Here is a 17,561-nt window from a genome sequence, read left to right as displayed (position 1 = left end):
GGATAGGGGGACCTGGGTGAATCCACACAAGGACTGCCTACGACTTAGTATTAAGGAAGTAGGGCCGGCACAAACCGTTATTTGTAAGTGTAAGGCAAGACTTGCCTTGAAGCAGGGTGGTACCGCGCAGAGTGATGACCGTTTCGTCCCTTTGATTGAGAGGGCGGAATGGTTTTTCTTTTGCCCTAATAGTGTTGAAGAGCATTCGCCAATATTAATAAAGTAATAATGAAAAAGTTTAAAAGAAATGAGGATTTGTAATGATTGATGTACGTTTATTACGGGATAATTTTGATCAAGTGGCTGAGGCTTTGAAGGGCCGGGGGGTTGAGAAAGAAACCCTAGAACACTTACGCGACCTGGACCAAAAACGCCGCCAAGTGATTGTCGAAGCGGAAAACTTGAAAAAGGAACGGAATATCGCTTCTGACGCTATTGGTCAACTCAAGCGCAATAAGGAAAATGCCGACGACAAGATCCAAGAAATGAAGGCCTTAGGGACCAAGATCAAGGCCTTGGACAGCGACTTAGACCAACTTGACCAAGAAGAGCATGATATCCTGGCGCGGATTCCTAACCTACCAGCTGAAGGCGTACCGGTCGGTGCAGATGAAGATGAAAATGTGGAAATCCACCGTCACGGGGAAACCCCTGAATTCAACTTTGAACTCAAAGCCCACTGGGACTTAGCCGAAGATTTAGATATCCTTGATTGGGATGCAGGGGCTAAGGTGTCAGGTTCTCGTTTTGTCTACTATAAGGGTCTGGGGGCACGTTTGGAACGGGCTTTGTATAACTTCATGTTGGACCAACACCAAAAAGAAGGCTACATGGAAATGATTACGCCTTTCTTAGTCAACGACCAAGCCATGTATGGGACTGGACAATTCCCTAAATTCACCGAAGACGTTTACCAAATCACCAATGAAGGGCAAGACCTGACCTTGATTCCTACTGCAGAAGTGCCGTTAACGAACTACTTTGCTAAGGAAATCTTGAAGGAAGAAGACCTGCCTATCCGGGTAACGGCTCTCTCACCTTGTTTCCGTTCTGAAGCCGGTTCAGCGGGACGGGACACCCGGGGTTTGATCCGGATGCACCAATTCCAAAAGGTAGAAATGGTTAAAGTAGCGACTCCAGACCAATCCTTCGATGAACTGGAAGCCATGACTAAAAACGCAGAAAATATTCTCGACTTACTCGGTTTACCTTACCGTCGCATTATCCTCTGTACCGGGGATATGGGCTTCTCAGCAGCCAAGACCTATGATATCGAAGTTTGGATGCCCGCCCAAAATACCTACCGGGAAATTTCTTCCTGCTCTAACTGTGTGGACTTCCAAGCACGCCGGGCCCAAGTCCGCTACCGGGACATTGATGGCAAGACCCAACTGGCCCATACTTTAAACGGGTCTGGTTTAGCAGTGGGTCGGACAGTCGCTGCCGTCTTAGAAAACGGACAAAACGCGGACGGTTCCATTACCATCCCTGAAGTGCTGGTGCCTTACATGGGTGGGGTAGATAAAATTACCAAGGAAAACGCCCGGGGCTTAAATTAAGAAGTTTAGAATGATGGAAAAGTATTTTTGTTAATTTAGCTGATGAGCAGTAGTGGCGCTTTGAATTTGGGCCTTAGCCATGAACAAGCAAGCGATCTGAATTAGGGGGCGTAGGCTTAAGCCGTACGAACCCTTTGAAGCTCGCTAGGTGAGAGACCTAGCGCTCGAACCGGTGCCATGGCTCTTTAACGCCCAGAATTCAAAAGCAGAACGAATGCTCATCAGCTGGTTACATTAACTTAGCTAAATACTAAACAGCTCTCTCAAGCTTAATGGCTGAAAGAGCTGTTTTTTAGTCAAGTCAGGCGTCCTGCCAAGCAAAAGTCTTGTTTTTGCCTGGGCCAGTCTTTACAATGAATCATAATCGAAAGACTACCGTATAGAAAGAAGGATTAAGGATGAGTCAAGCATTAGCAACTTTTGCCGGGGGCTGTTTTTGGTGTATGGTGCAACCCTTTGAGACCATGCCCGGGATTTTAAAGGTCGTGTCCGGATACACAGGTGGGTACACCGAAAACCCCACTTATCGCGAAGTTTGCCTGGGGGGAACGGGCCACACGGAAGCGGTGCAAATCACCTATAATCCCGAATTAATTTCCTACCAAGACTTAGTGGAAATCTATTGGCAACAAACCGACCCGACTGACGCTATGGGCCAATTTGCGGACCGGGGGGGCTCTTACCGGCCCGTGATTTTCTACCATAATGACCAACAAAAAGCCATCGCCGAAAAATCCAAGCGCGACTTGGAAGCCAGCAGTCGTTTTGACAAACCCATCGTGACCCAAATTGAACCGGCCCAAAGCTTCTACCCTGCCGAAGAATACCACCAAGACTTTCATGCCAAGAACCCTGACCACTACCAGGCCTACCGCCAAGGCTCAGGTCGGCAAGCCTTCATTGATAAATATTGGCAAAATTAGGTGGAGAGTGCGACAAACGCCTCAAAAGGCAAGACCTTAACTTCTTTTTTGAAGGAATTCGGCTTACTCATGGATGACAAGTAAATATTGAAAAGTAAGCTGGGCTTAAGTCCCGGCTTATTTTTATGGCTTCTTTATTAAGTGAACTTCAAAGTGGAAAGCATGTGCCTGACTTCCTTTGTCAAAATATTTTATAGGTTAAATTTTTCCTTGCTTAGCTACGGAAAAGATCTTAAAATATGCTAAATAAAAATTGTCTTTTATTTAAATTGTCGAGCAATTCAAACAAATTATCCCTAAAGTATTTACAAATGTTTTCGAAAAAGGTATTATAAGTCTACTTAACTAATGGGCGCCGCTCTTAGAACACAGTTCGGGCGAGTGCCTAAAATTGTAATTTTGAAAGGGGAATGACAATGTCTGTAAATATCGATTGGAATAATTTAGGTTTTGCTTATATGGACCTTCCTTATCGTTGGCGTGCTTATTGGAAAGATGGCGAATGGTATAAAGAAGGCTTAGAAGAGGGAAAGACTTTTCCAATTGCTGAAGGTGCTCCAGCCTTACACTATGGCCAAGAAGCATTTGAAGGCTTAAAAGCTTACCGTCGTAAAGATGGTCAGATCCAACTCTTCCGTCCAGACCAAAACGCTAAACGGATGGCTAACTCCGCCGAACGAATGTTGATGCCAGCTTATCCTGAAGAAAAATTTGTTGAAGCGGTTGTCAAAACAGTTCAAGCGAACGCTGACTACGTCCCACCTTATGGGTCAGGCGCTTCCATGTATATCCGTCCATTATTAATTGGGGTAGGCGACAACATTGGTGTTTCCCCTGCTAAGGAATATATCTTTACTATCTTCACCATGCCAGTAGGACCTTACTACCGTGATGGTTTAGCACCAATGCCATTTGTCACCAGCAAGTACGACCGTGCCGCTCCTTACGGGACTGGTGCTTCTAAAGTTGGTGGGAACTACGGTGGTTCGCTCTTACCAGGTGAAAAAGCGAAGAAAGCCGGCTATGGTGACGTGGTTTACCTAGACCCAGCTACCCACACCAAGATTGAAGAAGTTGGTTCCGCAAACTTCTACGGGATCGAAAAAGATACCAACAAATTTGTGACACCAAAATCACCTTCAATCCTCCCATCCATCACCAAATACTCGATCATTCACTTAGCTAAAGAACGTTTAGGCTTAGAGGTTGAAGAAGGCGACGTTTACGTGGATGAATTAGACCGCTTCGCTGAAGCAGGTGCTATGGGTACCGCTGCCGTTATTTCTCCAGTTTCACGGATTGACCACGGCGACCGTTCCTTCAAATTCTACTCCGACACAGAAGTTGGGCCAATCACCCAAAAACTTTATGACGAGTTAGTGGGTATCCAATACGGAGACATTGAAGCACCAGAAGGCTGGATCGTCGAAGTCCCTGAAAAATAACAGAGTGCAACAGTCACAAAAAACTTTTGATTTCTTATAGAAAAAACTAAGTCCATTTTTTCAAATCATCCTTTTAAAACCTGTCAATCAATTGTCACCCAATAAACAATTGATGATAATAAAAAAGAACCGTCTACTGAAAAAGTAGACGGTTTTTTGTCGTCTGCTTTCAAGAAGAAAGACTTGCAATTTTAAGCAGGGGCTTTTATACTAGCAATGTAAGTTGATTACAAATGTAGTCAGATAATTAATTAAGTATAAAATGATTGAATCAACCAATAAAGAAAGGATGAATGAAATGGCAACAGCTTGTTTAAATGCTTGTCCGCATGCTTGCCGGCAAGGGGGCGCTTGCACCTGTCAACAAGCCTCCTGTGGTAGCCATGAAAAAGTAGCGGCTAGTCAAAGTCAAGAGGTTGGCTGCCATAGTCAAAGGGCTGATCATGAAAGCCATGAGACTAGTCACGCAGACCACCACGACCATAGTGACCACGCAGGCCATGGCGGCCACCACATGGGCATGATGGACGATATGAAGCAACGGTTCTGGGTGGTCCTGGTACTCACTATCCCCATTGCGGTCTTATCGCCTATGTTGATGATGATCTTTAACTATTCCATTACTTTTCCCGGCCAAGGCTGGATTGAATTTATCTTAGGGACCATCGTCTTCTTCTATGGGGGGAAACCTTTCCTAGAGCACGGCTGGATGGAAATCCAAAATAGACAGCCGGGCATGATGCTCTTAATTACCTTAGGGATTGTGTCTTCCTATTTATACAGTGTGATGACCACCTTTTTCCTTGATGCCAGCATGAATTATTACTTTGAACTGGCGACCCTGATTCTCATCATGCTCTTAGGCCATGTGATTGAAATGAAGTCACAAATGCGGGCCAATGATGACTTGGAATCCCTAGCCAACCTCCTCCCTAATGAAGCCAGTCGGATTACGGCGGATGGGGACATTGAAGTGGTTCCAATCGACCAATTACAAGTCGATGACTTAGTCCTAGTCCGTCCGGGAGAAAAGGTTGCCGTTGATGGGATCATTACAAGTGGTCGGTCTAGTTTAGATGAAGCGGTCATTACCGGGGAATCCGTTCCCGTAGCTAAGTCAGATGGGGATGAAGTGATTGCCGGAACCATTAATGGCGATGGGGCTCTTCAAGTCCGGGTAGCAAAAGCCGGTGAGAATTCCTATGTCCAACAAGTCCTTGACCTGGTTAAAGGGGCCCAAGCCCAAAAATCCAAGGCCCAAAGCTTGGCCGACCGGGTAGCGGCCTGGCTCTTCTACATTGCCTTTGGGGTCGGGATCTTAGCCTTAATCATTTGGTGGAATATCACCACGGCAGCAACCGCTATTCAATTTATGGTTTCCACCTTCGTGATTGCCTGTCCCCATGCCCTGGGACTAGCTATTCCCTTGGTGAATGCCAAGTCCACCTCCCTAGCTGCTCGTTCAGGCCTCCTGGTCCAAAATCGGATTCCCTTTGAACAGGCCTACCAAGTGGATACGGTGGTTTTCGATAAGACCGGGACCTTGACCAAGGGGGAATTTGCTGTCGACGGGGTTTACCCAATCGCCGATGCTAGTGAAGACCAAATCCTCGCCCTGGCGGCTAGTCTGGAACAACAATCTGAACACCCCATTGCCAAGGGAATTGTCAAAGCCGCCCAAGAAAAATCACTAGCCCTAGAAGAAGTGACCGACTACCAAAACCACAGTGGCGCCGGTCTAGAAGGTAAAATTGACGGTAACTTAGTTCAAATCTTAAGTCCTAAAGCCACCCGTGAAGCGGGTTATGACTATGACCAAAGTCAATTGGAAACCATTACCAGTCAAGCCAAGACGGTGGTCTTTGTCATCCAGACTGACCAAGTCATTGGTGCCATCGCTGTCTCTGACCAAGTTCGTCCGGAAGCCAAGCAAGTGATCCAAGTCCTCCATGACCAAGGCATTGAAGCCGTGATGTTGACCGGGGACAACGACCAAGTGGCCCAAGCGGTAGCTAAGGAAATCGGCTTAGACCAAGTCTTTAGCCAAGTCCTCCCCGATCAAAAATCAGCCGCTATCCAAAGCCTGCAAAATCAAGGCAAAGCGGTCATGATGGTAGGAGACGGGGTCAATGATGCCCCTGCCTTAGCCCAAGCCCAAGTCGGCGTTGCTATCGGTGCCGGAACCGATGTGGCCATGGACTCGGCTGATATTATCCTGGTGGAAAGTCAGTTGAAGGATGTCTTGAACAGTTTAAGTCTGTCTCAAGCTACCAATTCTAAGATCAAGCAAAACCTGGCCTGGGGAGCGGGTTACAATATCTTCGCTATCCCCCTAGCTGCTGGGTTACTGGCACCAATTGGTATTACCTTAGGGCCTGCCCTATCAGGAATCCTCATGTCACTTTCGACAGTGATCTGTGCCGTCAACGCCCAAAGCTTGAACTTTGAAAAATACGAATAAGTTAGCCAAGCCAGGTGTCTCTTCTTAGAGAGCTTGGCTTTTTTCTTAGTCTTATAATTAAGAAAAAGGGGGTTAGTTTATGGATAGGCTGGTAAAGGAAACTAAAACTTTTGAAGGGTGTGCCGATAAGGAGAGAGGCTTTTCGAAACGACTTGTGGGCTGAAATTAGTCAGAGCTTTGCTGATTTAGACAGCGGACGGACCTATAGTATGAGTGTAGTAAGAAATTATTTCCTTTCTCACAGTAATTGGCTATAATGGCTTATCTAAATAATTGACGAGTAGGTGATGAGATGTTTAAGCAGTTACTTGATAAGGGTCATAAGTATTGTTTTTGGTTGGGCATTATCGTTTTGGGACTTTCTATCTTACTGCCCGACTTATTCGGACCCACTATGCGCCCCTTGGCCTATGCCACCATTTTTGTCTGCCCCGCCCTGGGCCTAGTTGGCGGCCTCCTTGCCCTCTACCGTAAACGCTTTTGGTACTTTCTCGGCAATCTTAGCCTAATCTTTTCCTTTCCCATTATCTGGTTTGTTGGGGCTTTGTTTTTTGGCCCTTAGACAATCATCATCAGCTAAGACAAAAGGCTTCCACGTTTTTATAGTGGAAGCTTTTTTGGAAGAAGATTGATGAGGACTAAATTTCAAAAGTAGAAGGAATGGTCATCATGTTGATTGATAAAATATTCCCATCAGTTATCGCTTTTAGGGATAGCTGGTGATCTGCTTTTGGTATAGGGGGCGAGGGGTCTCGGGACAGTTAAGGCGCGAATCTATGCTACACTTATAGAAAAGACTGGGAAAGGGAGGAATTTGATGAATAAAGCAGATTTAATTGTAGATAGAAGAGGGACTCAAACCACCAAGTGGGGTCAGTTAGAGAACGCCTTTGGAGATAGCGACCTGATTCCTTTGTGGATTGCCGACATGGACTTTGCGACCGCACCAGAAATTAAGCAAGTCCTCCACGACTATGTCGAACAAAACCAATACGGCTATGCCCCTGTGCGGCCGGAATACTACCAAGCCATTATTGACTGGACTAAGAAGCACTTCGACTATGACACCGAAAAAGACTGGTATTTCTATACTCCTGGGGTCTGTACCGGGATTGCCTATGTCTTAGTGGCCCTCTTAGATGAAGGCGACAAGGTCCTAATTCAAAATCCGGTCTATAATCCCTTCCGTACCGTGGTTGAAGAAGCCAACCGCAAACTGGTCATGCAAGACCTCCTCGGTGACGACGACAGTGGCTATCGGATTGATTTTGAAGCCCTGGAAAAAGCCTTCAAGGAAGACGATATCAAGGCCCTACTCTTCTGTTCCCCGCAAAATCCAACTGGCCGGGTCTGGACGGAGGAAGAACTCAAGCAAGTGGTCGCCCTCTGTAAGCAATATGATGTCTTATTGATTTCTGATGAAATCCACCGCGACTTTGTCTGGCAAGGTCACCATCACATCGCCATTGATAAATTAGCCCAAGACCAAGACTTTGACCGAGTGATTACCTTGACGGCGGGTTCTAAGACCTTTAACTTGGCTCAATTCAGCCATTCCTTAATGATTGTCCGGGACCCTGACTTACGGGCACAAATCCAAGCCTTCTACGATAAGTTACACTTAAACAATCCAGGGTCACCTGCCGGCTATCTGGCACTAGAAGCAGCCTACCGTCACGGAGAAGACTGGCTTAAAGCCATCAAGGAGATCATTTACCAAAACTACCAAAACCTGCGTAACACCCTGACTGAGGCCCTGCCTGAGATCAAGGTGGCAGACTTAGAAGCCACTTACCTGATGTGGATTGACCTGGGGGCCTATGTGCCAAGTCAAGACTTACACCATGTGGTTCAAGATAAGGCCAAACTAGCAGTTAACTATGGGCAAACTTATTGGCCCACCAAAGCTGATGATACTCACATCCGGATTAATCTGGGGACCGATCCGGCCCTCATTGAAGCAGCTGGCAAGAACTTAGTTCAAGCCATTAAAGACTATCAAAAGGAAAATTAAGCAGCAGCTTGATGAACAAGTGAATCAAAGATAAAAGGGCAAGGCACTTGCCTTTTTATGTGAGATAAAGTAACATATTCATGACAGAAACTACTAAGAGGTAAAAAAAGAAAGTGGGGTTTTAGACATGGCAGAGAAACAATTACGGCGGTCACGGGCGGTCTTTCCGATCGGGACAGTGATGAAGTTAACCGATCTCACCGCGCGTCAAATTCGTTATTATGAGGAGCAAAAATTAATTGCCCCCCACCGCACCGACACCAATCGGCGGATGTATTCCTTGAATGATGTGGACCGTTTACTGGATATTAAGGATTATCTCGATGATGGTTATAGTATCCAGATGATTTATAAAATTTATAATGAACCTAAGGACGTGACCCATGAAAGTAAGCAATTAACTGAGGACGATGTCCGTCGTATTCTTTATAATGAGTTTCTCGCCGCCGGGGGCTTTGATAACGCCCCAGGAGAGAAACCCCGTTTTTAAGAGGAAGTTAAGGGAGGAGAGCAGCCTGTCCATTTGGGCGGGTTGTTTTTTTGTTTTTGGAAATTAAGAGATCCTAAGCCAGCTTTACCAACAGATGAAAGGACAAGACGAATGGTAGATATAAAAGATGCATACGATGTGATTATTATCGGTTCCGGGGGCGCAGGGATGACCGCTGCTATTACCGCCCATGACCTGGGACTAGAGACCGTCATTTTTGAAAAAACGGAAAAAATTGGTGGTAATACCAACAAGGCCTCCAGTGGCATGAATGCTAGTGAAAGCAGTTATCAGGAGGAGGCTGGTATTGAAGATAAGCGGGAAGATTTCTTTGAGGAAACCCTTAAAGGGGGACACGGGACCAATCAGCAAGACCTGCTTCATTATTTTGTCGATCATTCGGCCCAAGCCATTGATTGGTTGGCTGATTTAGGGATTGTGTTGGATAATTTAACCATTACTGGCGGCATGTCCAAGCCTCGGACCCACCGCCCCCACGATGGGTCGGCTGTGGGTGGCTACCTGGTTAAAGGTTTGAAAGCCAATGTGGACAAGCGGCAAATTCCTGTCATTACCCAGGCTGACGTCCAAGAGATTTTAGTCGATCAAGGCCAAGTGAAAGGGGTTAAGGTTGAAATCGACGATCAAGTCCGTGAGATCAAGAGTCAGGCGGTCATTATTGCTTCCGGCGGTTTTGGCGCTAATGCCAAATTAGTGGAGGAGGCCCGTCCGGAACTCGCCGGTTATGTGACCACTTCTGGACCAGGAATTACGGGCGACGGTATTCTGATGGCCCAAGCTGCTGGTGCGGGGACCGTCGACATGGACCAAATCCAAGTCCACCCTACTGTCCACCAAGATCAAGGGATTCTGATCGGAGAAGCGGTCCGCGGCGAAGGGGCCATTCTGGTTGACAGTCAAGGTCAACGTTTTACCAATGAATTGGGGACTCGAGATGTGGTTTCCCAGGCTATTACCGATCTCCCTGACCACAAGGCCCGCTTGATCTTTGACCAAGGGGTGCGTGACCGGGCCAAGGCCATTGAATTCTACGCTGCCAAGGGTTATGTAACTGATGGAGACGGTTTAACTGAATTAGCTGAAAAGATCGGCTTGCCAGCAGACAAACTCGTTCAAACTGTGGCAGACTATAACCAAGGTATCGCTGAAGAAAAAGACGAGTTCGGACGCACAACCGGTTTACATGCCCTTGACCAAGCCCCTTACTACGCCATTGAAATTGCCCCTGGCGTTCACTATACCATGGGTGGTTTAAGCATTGACCAAGAGGGCCACGTTCTCAAAGCAGATGGCAGTGGGTCGATTCCTGGGCTCTATGCCTGCGGTGAAGTCGTGGGTGGCTTGCACGGTTCTAACCGGATCGGCGGTAACTCTATCGGTGAAATTATTGTCTTTGGTCGCTTAGCTGGACAGAAGGCGGCTGAAGCGGTTAAAAATTAATTATTTTTGAAAGCAAGCGCCTGGTAATCAGCCTAGGAGCTTGCTTTTCTTATTGAAAACCAATGAAAACGCTACATTAAAGGATTTCATCTGGTACTTTATCGACTTTATGTTAAAATCGTTTTTAGGAAGAAAACAAGCTAAGATGGAGTGGTGGGAGCAAGGAGTCGCCCGAGAGGCGGCTTTTCTTTTGAAGATTAACGGGATCTCCATTCCGCTTCACTTGCTAACTATAAAAGGGAAGGATGAGTTCCTTGATTCAAGCAGTTGGCTGGGATTTGGATGATACTTTATATGACCGTAATTTACCCTATTTAGCCGTTTACCAGTATATGGAAGAAAACGTGGTGGAGACTGGGATTGATTTTGACACCTTTAACTATTTCTATCAAATGAATAGTGACATTGAATTTCGTCGTTATACGGACGGCCGGGCTTCGGTGGACCAATATCGTAATAACCGGGTCTTGATGACTTATGCTCAGTTTGGTTACACCATTAAGAAGAAGGATGCCATCCTCTTTAATCAAAAATACGAAGAAGCCAAGGAAGGTATCGTCTTACGTCCAGGGGCCAAAGCGTGCTTAGACCTTTTACGAGACGCGGGCGTGCAAAAGTTTCTTTTGACCAACGGACCGGCCCAACAAGCCCATAAGATTGACTTATTAGGTCTAGAAGACTATTTTGGTGAGGAGAATACCTTCATCTCCAGTCAGTTAGGAACCGCTAAACCGGCATTGGAAATTTTCCAAAAGGTAGAAGAGCGTTTAGATTTAAATCCAGCCACTAGCCTTTATATTGGCGATAATTATGAAGCCGATATGTTAGGGGCTTCCAATGCCGGCTGGCAGGGACTGTTTTTAAATGTTCACCACAAGGAAGCAGCCGATATTGATGAGCAGTTTGTGACTTGTCAGGACATGGAAGAGGTCTATGACTTTTTCAGTCAAGCAGAATTCAATTAAGAATAAATACAAATTAGGGAAATATTGTTAGGGTATTTCCCTTTTTTGTCTGTGACAAAGCTTGCACGAGACCTATAGCAAATTCCGGCATAGAAATTTGGGCGAAATCGTTGTCATTCTTATACATTCAAGGAAAAATAGGTATAATGGAAGCAAAAAGGAGGACATAGAAAAATGGATAATAAAGAATTAGTTGGTCGTCAAGCCGCTTACTTAGTGGAAGATCATACCGTTGTGGGACTTGGTACCGGGTCAACGGCCTGGTACTTTATCGATGAATTAGGTAAACGGGTTCAAGAGGAAGGCCTAAGCTTGAAGGCGGTCTCTTCTTCCATCAAATCGATCGACCAAGCCAAGGCCTTGGGGATTGAGGTCTTGCCGATTGACCAGGTCCAAGCGGTCGACTTAACCATTGATGGGGTGGATGAATTTACCGATGATTTTGATGGCATTAAAGGTGGCGGCGGCGCCCTCTTAGAAGAAAAGATCGTGGCTACTTACAGTAAACGGATTATCTGGGTGGCAGAAGAACGCAAACATGTCAAAAAATTAGGCGCCTTTCCCCTAGCGGTCGAAGTGATTAAAAACGGTCACCAACACCTCTTCAAGCACTTTGAAGACAAGGGTTACCAACCTACTATGCGGAAAACGGAAAATGGTGACCTCTTCCATACCGATAATGATAACTATATTATTGACCTCCATCTAGAAGTGATCGAGGATCCTAAAGCCCTAGCAGATGAATTGATTCATTTAGTCGGTGTGGTGGAACACGGGCTCTTCTTAGGCATGACGGAAGATGTTTTACTGGCCCAAGACGGTGAAGTTTACTTTGCATCGGGACGCGACTTCCCCAAACAACACTAGTGAGGTGACTTATGCAGGCAGTACTATTTGATATGGATGGGGTCCTGGTTGACTCCGAATATACCTACCTAGAAACCAAGACGCAAATGCTCCGCGACAGGGGGATTGATAAAGATGAAAGTTACCAATATCAATTTATGGGAACCACTCATGAACACATGTGGCAAGTGATGAAAGACGAATGCCAATTACCCGAGAGTGTGACTTTTTACATCCAAGAAATGAATCAAAGACGTCATGAAATGATTGCTCGTGATGGGGTCAAAGCGATAAAGGGTGTAGTCGACTTTGTCAAAGCCTTGCATGGAGCGGGTATTCCCCTAGCTGTGGCCTCTTCTTCGCCGCGGGCCGAAATCGAACAATTTATGGAAGAATTGGGCCTGGATGGTTGTTTTCAGGTCTATGTGAGCGGGGAAGAAGTCGACCATTCTAAGCCGACTCCCGATATTTTTATCGAAGCAGCTCGCCAACTTGGGGTTTCACCCAAAGCCTGCATCGTTTTTGAAGATACTAAAAATGGTAGCCTGTCCACCCACCGTGCCGGCGCCTATACCATTGGCTTTGAAAATCCTGACTATCCTAGCCAAGATTTATCCGCTGCAGACGAAATTATTTCTGATTTTTCTAAAATAAATTTAGCTGACTTTCTCAAAGACTTTGAACAAAAGTAAGTATTAAAGTCGGGGGAAAAGTCTTTTGAAGAATGGCCTCGACCAAAGCGACTGAAAAAATGACGAATTCTCTGTACAAATGTACAAGAAATGACCGCTGTAAGGGCCATAACCTCGCTGATTATCCGCTTGAAATCGATTCCAAAGTCCGATATAGTTGTTTTTAGAAGATGCATAAATCAATAGCAGTAAAGGAGAAAATGATGTTTAATCAAACAGATGAACTCGCTGTGAATGCAGTGCGTATGTTAAGTATTGATATGATTAACAAGGCTAATTCCGGTCACCCAGGCCTACCTATGGGTGTAGCACCTATGGCCTATGCATTATGGGCAGAACACATGGTGCAAAACCCAAGTGATCCCCACTGGACCAACCGGGACCGCTTTGTCTTATCAGCGGGGCATGGGTCTGCCTTACTCTATAGCTTATTACACCTATCTGGTTACCAAGTGACCATGGATGATATTAAACAATTCCGTCAATTAAATTCCAAGACTCCTGGTCACCCCGAAGTCCACTTTACCGAAGGGGTCGAAGCGACCACTGGTCCATTAGGCCAAGGTTTTGCTAATGCAGTAGGGATGGCTATGGCAGAAGCCCATGACGCTGCTATCTATAACCAAGGTGACTATAAGATCGTTGACCATTACACCTATGCCCTCTGTGGGGACGGGGACTTGATGGAAGGTATTTCCCATGAAGCGGCTTCCCTAGCTGGCCACCTCCAATTAGGCAAATTGATTGTCTTCTATGACTCCAACGACATTTCTCTAGACGGCCCAACTGACAAGGCCTTCACCGAAGACAATAAGGGCCGGTTCGAAGCTTACGGCTGGCAACATATTCTAGTGGAAGATGGCCGTGACTTAGAAGCCATTTCCAAAGCCGTGGAAGCAGCCAAAGCTGAAACCAATAAACCAACCCTCATCCAAGTCAAAACCGTGATCGGTTACGGTTCTGAAAATGAAGGCACTTCCGCAACACACGGGAACCCAATTGGTGAAGAAGACCGGGCTCACGCTGCCCAAGTTTACGGTTGGAACCATGAAGCCTTTGATATTCCTCAAGAAGTTTACAATCGCTTCCAAGAACGGGTCGCTGACCGTGGAGCTCAGGCGCAAGCAGACTGGCAAGAAGAATTCAAGGCCTATGAAGCCGACTATGCGGACTTAGCTGCCCAATATCAACGCGCCTATGCCGGTGAATTACCCGCTGACTGGGCGGACTGCCTGCCTAGCTATGACGTTAACGATGAGGCTATGGCTTCGCGGAAAACCAGCCAAAAAGCCATCCAAGCCATTGCTCAAACTCTCCCTGAATTCTGGGGCGGGTCTGCGGACTTGAAGTCCTCCAACAATACTTACATTGACGCCGATAGTGACTTTGAAGCTGGAAATTATGCGGGTCGTAACATTTGGTATGGTGTCCGTGAGTTTGGCATGGGTGCTGCCATGAACGGGATTCGTTTACACGGCGGGTCGATTCCTTATGCCGGAACCTTCTTTGTCTTCTCGGACTATCTCCGGGCAGCTATGCGGGTAGCGGCATTATCCCACTTACCTTCAACCTTTGTCTTTACCCATGACTCCATTGCCGTTGGAGAAGATGGACCAACCCATGAACCGATTGAACAGTTAGCGGCTTTCAGAGCCATGCCAAATATCAACACCATCCGCCCAGCTGACGGTAACGAAGTCTCTGCGGCTTGGAAGCTCGCTATCGAGGCTAAAGATACGCCAACAGTTCTGGCCCTGTCCCGGCAAAACCTCCCTGTGCTCAAAGGCACCGCTGATAAAGCTATGGAAGGGGTCGCTCGAGGCGCCTATGTCTTATCCGATGCCCAAGGGGATACCCCAGACGGTATCTTGATTGCCACCGGTTCAGAAGTGAACTTAGCCCTGGAAGCTCAGGCCGAACTGGCTAAGGACGGTATCGACGTCCGTGTGGTTTCCATGCCTTGTCAAGAGCTCTTCGACCAAGAAGACCAAGCTTATAAGGAAAGTGTTCTCCCAAGTGAAGTCAAAAACCGGATGGCCATCGAAATGGCTGCTACATTTGGTTGGGAACGCTATGTCGGCGACCAAGGCGTCGTGCTTGGCTTAGACCGCTATGGCCAATCAGGTAAGGGCGGCCAAGTCATGGAAGCTTTAGGCTTTAACCTGGACAATGTCGTAAAAACCTACAAAAACGCCTTTTAATCATTAGTCAATATTGGAAAAGAAGAAAATGAATGGATTAGCGTTGTTACTTAGGATTTAAATAGATAAAATCACTGCGATTAGTTTTCAAGGAGGCTATCATGAAATTTTTCTTAGACACTGCAAATATTGATGAAATTAAGCGTATTAATGACCTCGGTTTATGTGACGGGGTAACCACTAACCCTTCCTTAATTAATAAAGAAGGCCGTGACTTTGAAGAAGTGATTAAAGATATCGCTTCAACCGTCGACGGACCAGTTTCAGCGGAAGTGACCAGCTATGACTACGAAGGCATGGTCAAAGAAGCCCGCGAATTAGCTGCATGGGCAGACAATGTCGTCGTTAAAATTCCAATGACTGAAGAGGGCTTAAAAGCAACTCATACCCTGTCTCAAGAAGGCATTAAGACTAACGTGACCCTCATCTTCTCGGTTTCTCAAGGTCTCTTAGCTGCCAAAGCCGGAGCCACCTACATTTCTCCATTCATTGGCCGGATCGATGACATGGGCGAAGACGGCCTCCGCTTAATCGCTGAATTACGTGAAGTCTTAGACATCTATGGCCTAGACTCACAAATCATCGCTGCATCCATCCGCCACATCGGCCACTTCGAAGGCGCAGCCCTAGCCGGCGCCCACGTAGCCACCATCCCAGGCACCATCTTCCCTAAACTCTGGAGCCACCCACTCACCGATAAGGGAATCGAAGGCTTTAAAAAAGACTGGGACGCCTTCACGAAAAGATAAGGATGTGAGGGCGCCAATAGAGGCTTGAATCGGTGGAGGAAAATACCGTAAGCACAGGAAACTGTGCGTTGGGATTTTCTGAAGCGACCTCAAGACTGGCGGCCGAACTCGACAATAGATGTGAGCTGACGACCAAAAAGTGAAACGCTACGCATACTATATCTGTAACTTGCTGACGCTTCGAACAGCTATAGCAACTGGAGTTAAAGGACGAAAGAATTCTCAAAGAGAATTCGTCGACCTTTAGCGAACTCGACTATAGAGTGCGTCAAGCGCATCAAGATACCATAACATGAAAACACCTTTGTCGACTAATAGAAAGTGAGTCGCAAAGGTGTTTTTTGTTGTCTAGATTAATAGATCCTTTGGCGCCAAAGATTTGGCTTTAAAAATAATATTGGCCACTTCTTCAGGACTCTCCTGGCCGCCGCGTTGGATCCAGAGGTTGATGACGCTGGTAACGGAGGAAATAAGAACTTCTATGGCGTATTCCATAGGCAGGTCTTGGGTAGATAGGTGGAAGTCGTTTTCTTTTTGTATACGACTGGTGATCAGTTCTTTAATAATGGACTTAACGTCCACCATAAAGTTGGGATCACCATTGGAACTGGCCAAGGTAGCAATTAAGAGGAAATTTTCCTGGAGGTAAGTAATGGCCTTCAGAATGGTTTGATAGGGGATTAAATCTGCATGTGCTTCTTCCTGATACATGTCGTTAAGGAAGATTTTCTGGAGTTCTTTATAAATATCCGCCTTCAGTTGTTCTAGTAAATCATATTTATCCACATAGTGACGATAAAAAGTTCCCCGGTTAATGCGGGCTTGGCGGGCTATGTCGGTAACGGTTAAACTGTCAAAGCCCTTTTCCCGAGTCAGCTGGATAAAAGCGGCTTTAATTTTCTTTTGGGAATTAGTTTGTCTCTCAATGGCGATATTCTCCTTAATTGAACAGAGTGTTGCATATTGTTTATTGTCACTGGCTTGCTTTCATTTTATACTCCCTTTATAAATAGATCAACATGTTGTTCAAATAAGAAAAAGGAGTTAAAGCATGTCATACATTGAAGTTAATAACAATACAAAAGTCTATTCCTCTGGCCAAAACCAAATTTACGCCAACAAGGATGTTTCATTTGAAGTGAAAAAGGGAGACTTAGTCATTATTGTTGGTGCCTCAGGGGCAGGAAAATCGACCCTATTAAATATTTTGGGCGGGATGGACCATAATGATTCTGGTCAAGTTATTATTGATGGTAAGGATATCAGTCAGTTTTCTCGGCAAGAACTCGCTACTTACCGACGAGAAGATGTGGGTTTTGTGTTTCAATTCTATAACCTAGTCCCTAACTTAACCGCCAAGGAAAATGTCGAATTGGCGGCAGAAATTACCACCAACCCTTTAAGTGCCGAATCCCTGCTTAAGGATGTCGGTTTAGCTGATCGGATGGGTAACTTCCCCTCTCAATTATCGGGTGGGGAACAGCAAAGGGTATCCATTGCCCGGGCCCTAGCCACTAATCCTAAGCTCTTACTTTGTGACGAACCTACAGGAGCCTTGGACTATAAGACTGGTAAGCAAGTCTTAAAGATCCTCCAGGACATGTCACGAGACAAGGGTGTGACTATTATTATTGTTACCCATAATGGTGCCCTAGCGCCAATTGCCGACTGCGTGATTTATATGCGGGATGCGACTATCGCTAATATTGAGCGTCATGACCAGCCTGAAGATATTGAAAATATTGAATGGTAGGT

Annotated in this window: 16 protein-coding genes and 1 other annotated feature (1 of these 17 cut by a window edge); of the genes, 15 read left to right on the top strand and 1 reads right to left on the bottom strand. The window is 46.1% G+C overall.

Annotated features, from left to right (window positions below):
• Positions 1–154 (top strand) — a binding site (T-box leader) (it extends 65 nt beyond the left edge of the window).
• Positions 155–260: 106 nt separating this feature from the next.
• The 14 genes from serS to fsa all read left to right on the top strand — a co-directional run bounded on the left by serS (position 261) and on the right by fsa (position 15,806).
• Positions 261–1,559 carry a serine--tRNA ligase gene (serS, locus tag DBT49_RS09380; RefSeq protein WP_013669486.1) on the top strand — a complete coding sequence of 433 codons (1,299 nt, stop codon included), beginning with the start codon at positions 261–263 and terminating at the stop codon, positions 1,557–1,559.
• Positions 1,560–1,957: 398 nt separating this feature from the next.
• Positions 1,958–2,482 carry a peptide-methionine (S)-S-oxide reductase MsrA gene (gene msrA, locus DBT49_RS09375; protein ID WP_013669472.1) on the top strand — a complete coding sequence of 175 codons (525 nt, stop codon included), beginning with the start codon at positions 1,958–1,960 and terminating at the stop codon, positions 2,480–2,482.
• 416 nt (positions 2,483–2,898) lie between these two features.
• Positions 2,899–3,927, top strand: coding sequence for a branched-chain amino acid aminotransferase (locus tag DBT49_RS09370; protein WP_013668548.1), 1,029 nt, complete (start codon positions 2,899–2,901; stop codon positions 3,925–3,927).
• A 298-nt stretch (positions 3,928–4,225) separates the two neighbouring features.
• A complete protein-coding gene (locus DBT49_RS09365; protein WP_101560544.1) occupies positions 4,226–6,388 on the top strand; it encodes a copper-translocating P-type ATPase in 2,163 nt (720 codons plus the stop codon).
• 292 nt (positions 6,389–6,680) lie between these two features.
• Complete coding sequence (locus DBT49_RS09360) at positions 6,681–6,950, top strand: hypothetical protein (protein ID WP_070558980.1); 270 nt, start codon at positions 6,681–6,683, stop codon at positions 6,948–6,950.
• 255 nt (positions 6,951–7,205) lie between these two features.
• The gene (locus DBT49_RS09355; protein WP_013669192.1) at positions 7,206–8,402 is read left to right on the top strand and encodes a MalY/PatB family protein; all 1,197 of its coding nucleotides are present in this window, start codon (positions 7,206–7,208) and stop codon (positions 8,400–8,402) included.
• A gap of 127 nt (positions 8,403–8,529) precedes the next feature.
• Positions 8,530–8,892: a MerR family transcriptional regulator gene (locus tag DBT49_RS09350; RefSeq protein WP_013669829.1), complete on the top strand. Its 363-nt coding sequence runs from the start codon at positions 8,530–8,532 to the stop codon at positions 8,890–8,892.
• A 111-nt stretch (positions 8,893–9,003) separates the two neighbouring features.
• A complete protein-coding gene (locus DBT49_RS09345) occupies positions 9,004–10,353 on the top strand; it encodes a flavocytochrome c (RefSeq protein WP_013668676.1) in 1,350 nt (449 codons plus the stop codon).
• 52 nt (positions 10,354–10,405) lie between these two features.
• Positions 10,406–10,639, top strand: coding sequence for a hypothetical protein (locus DBT49_RS09340; RefSeq protein ID WP_013669387.1), 234 nt, complete (start codon positions 10,406–10,408; stop codon positions 10,637–10,639).
• Positions 10,608–11,318: an HAD family hydrolase gene (locus DBT49_RS09335; RefSeq protein WP_013668819.1), complete on the top strand. Its 711-nt coding sequence runs from the start codon at positions 10,608–10,610 to the stop codon at positions 11,316–11,318. The genes DBT49_RS09340 and DBT49_RS09335 overlap by 32 nt, the downstream gene beginning before the upstream one ends.
• Positions 11,319–11,492: 174 nt before the next feature.
• On the top strand, positions 11,493–12,185 hold the full coding sequence (gene rpiA, locus DBT49_RS09330) for a ribose-5-phosphate isomerase RpiA (protein ID WP_013668666.1): 693 nt from the start codon (positions 11,493–11,495) through the stop codon (positions 12,183–12,185).
• Positions 12,186–12,196: 11 nt separating this feature from the next.
• A complete protein-coding gene (locus DBT49_RS09325) occupies positions 12,197–12,856 on the top strand; it encodes an HAD family hydrolase (RefSeq protein WP_111872446.1) in 660 nt (219 codons plus the stop codon).
• 203 nt (positions 12,857–13,059) lie between these two features.
• Complete coding sequence (gene tkt, locus DBT49_RS09320) at positions 13,060–15,057, top strand: transketolase (protein WP_013670121.1); 1,998 nt, start codon at positions 13,060–13,062, stop codon at positions 15,055–15,057.
• Positions 15,058–15,158: 101 nt separating this feature from the next.
• Complete coding sequence (gene fsa, locus DBT49_RS09315; RefSeq protein ID WP_013669223.1) at positions 15,159–15,806, top strand: fructose-6-phosphate aldolase; 648 nt, start codon at positions 15,159–15,161, stop codon at positions 15,804–15,806.
• Positions 15,807–16,154: 348 nt separating this feature from the next.
• Here fsa and DBT49_RS09310 read toward each other — a convergent pair whose 3' ends face one another.
• The gene (locus DBT49_RS09310; protein WP_224786529.1) at positions 16,155–16,682 is read right to left on the bottom strand and encodes a TetR/AcrR family transcriptional regulator; all 528 of its coding nucleotides are present in this window, start codon (positions 16,680–16,682) and stop codon (positions 16,155–16,157) included.
• A 175-nt stretch (positions 16,683–16,857) separates the two neighbouring features.
• On the opposite strand from DBT49_RS09310, the gene DBT49_RS09305 reads away from it, so the two are divergent.
• Positions 16,858–17,559, top strand: a complete 702-nt coding sequence (locus DBT49_RS09305) for an ABC transporter ATP-binding protein (protein WP_013669526.1) — start codon at positions 16,858–16,860, stop codon at positions 17,557–17,559.
• The last annotated feature ends 2 nt before the right edge of the window (positions 17,560–17,561 follow it).

Source organism: Aerococcus mictus (assembly GCF_003286595.3).
GTDB classification, from domain to species: domain Bacteria; phylum Bacillota; class Bacilli; order Lactobacillales; family Aerococcaceae; genus Aerococcus; species Aerococcus mictus.
This window is presented reverse-complemented; position numbering and strand designations above follow the sequence as displayed.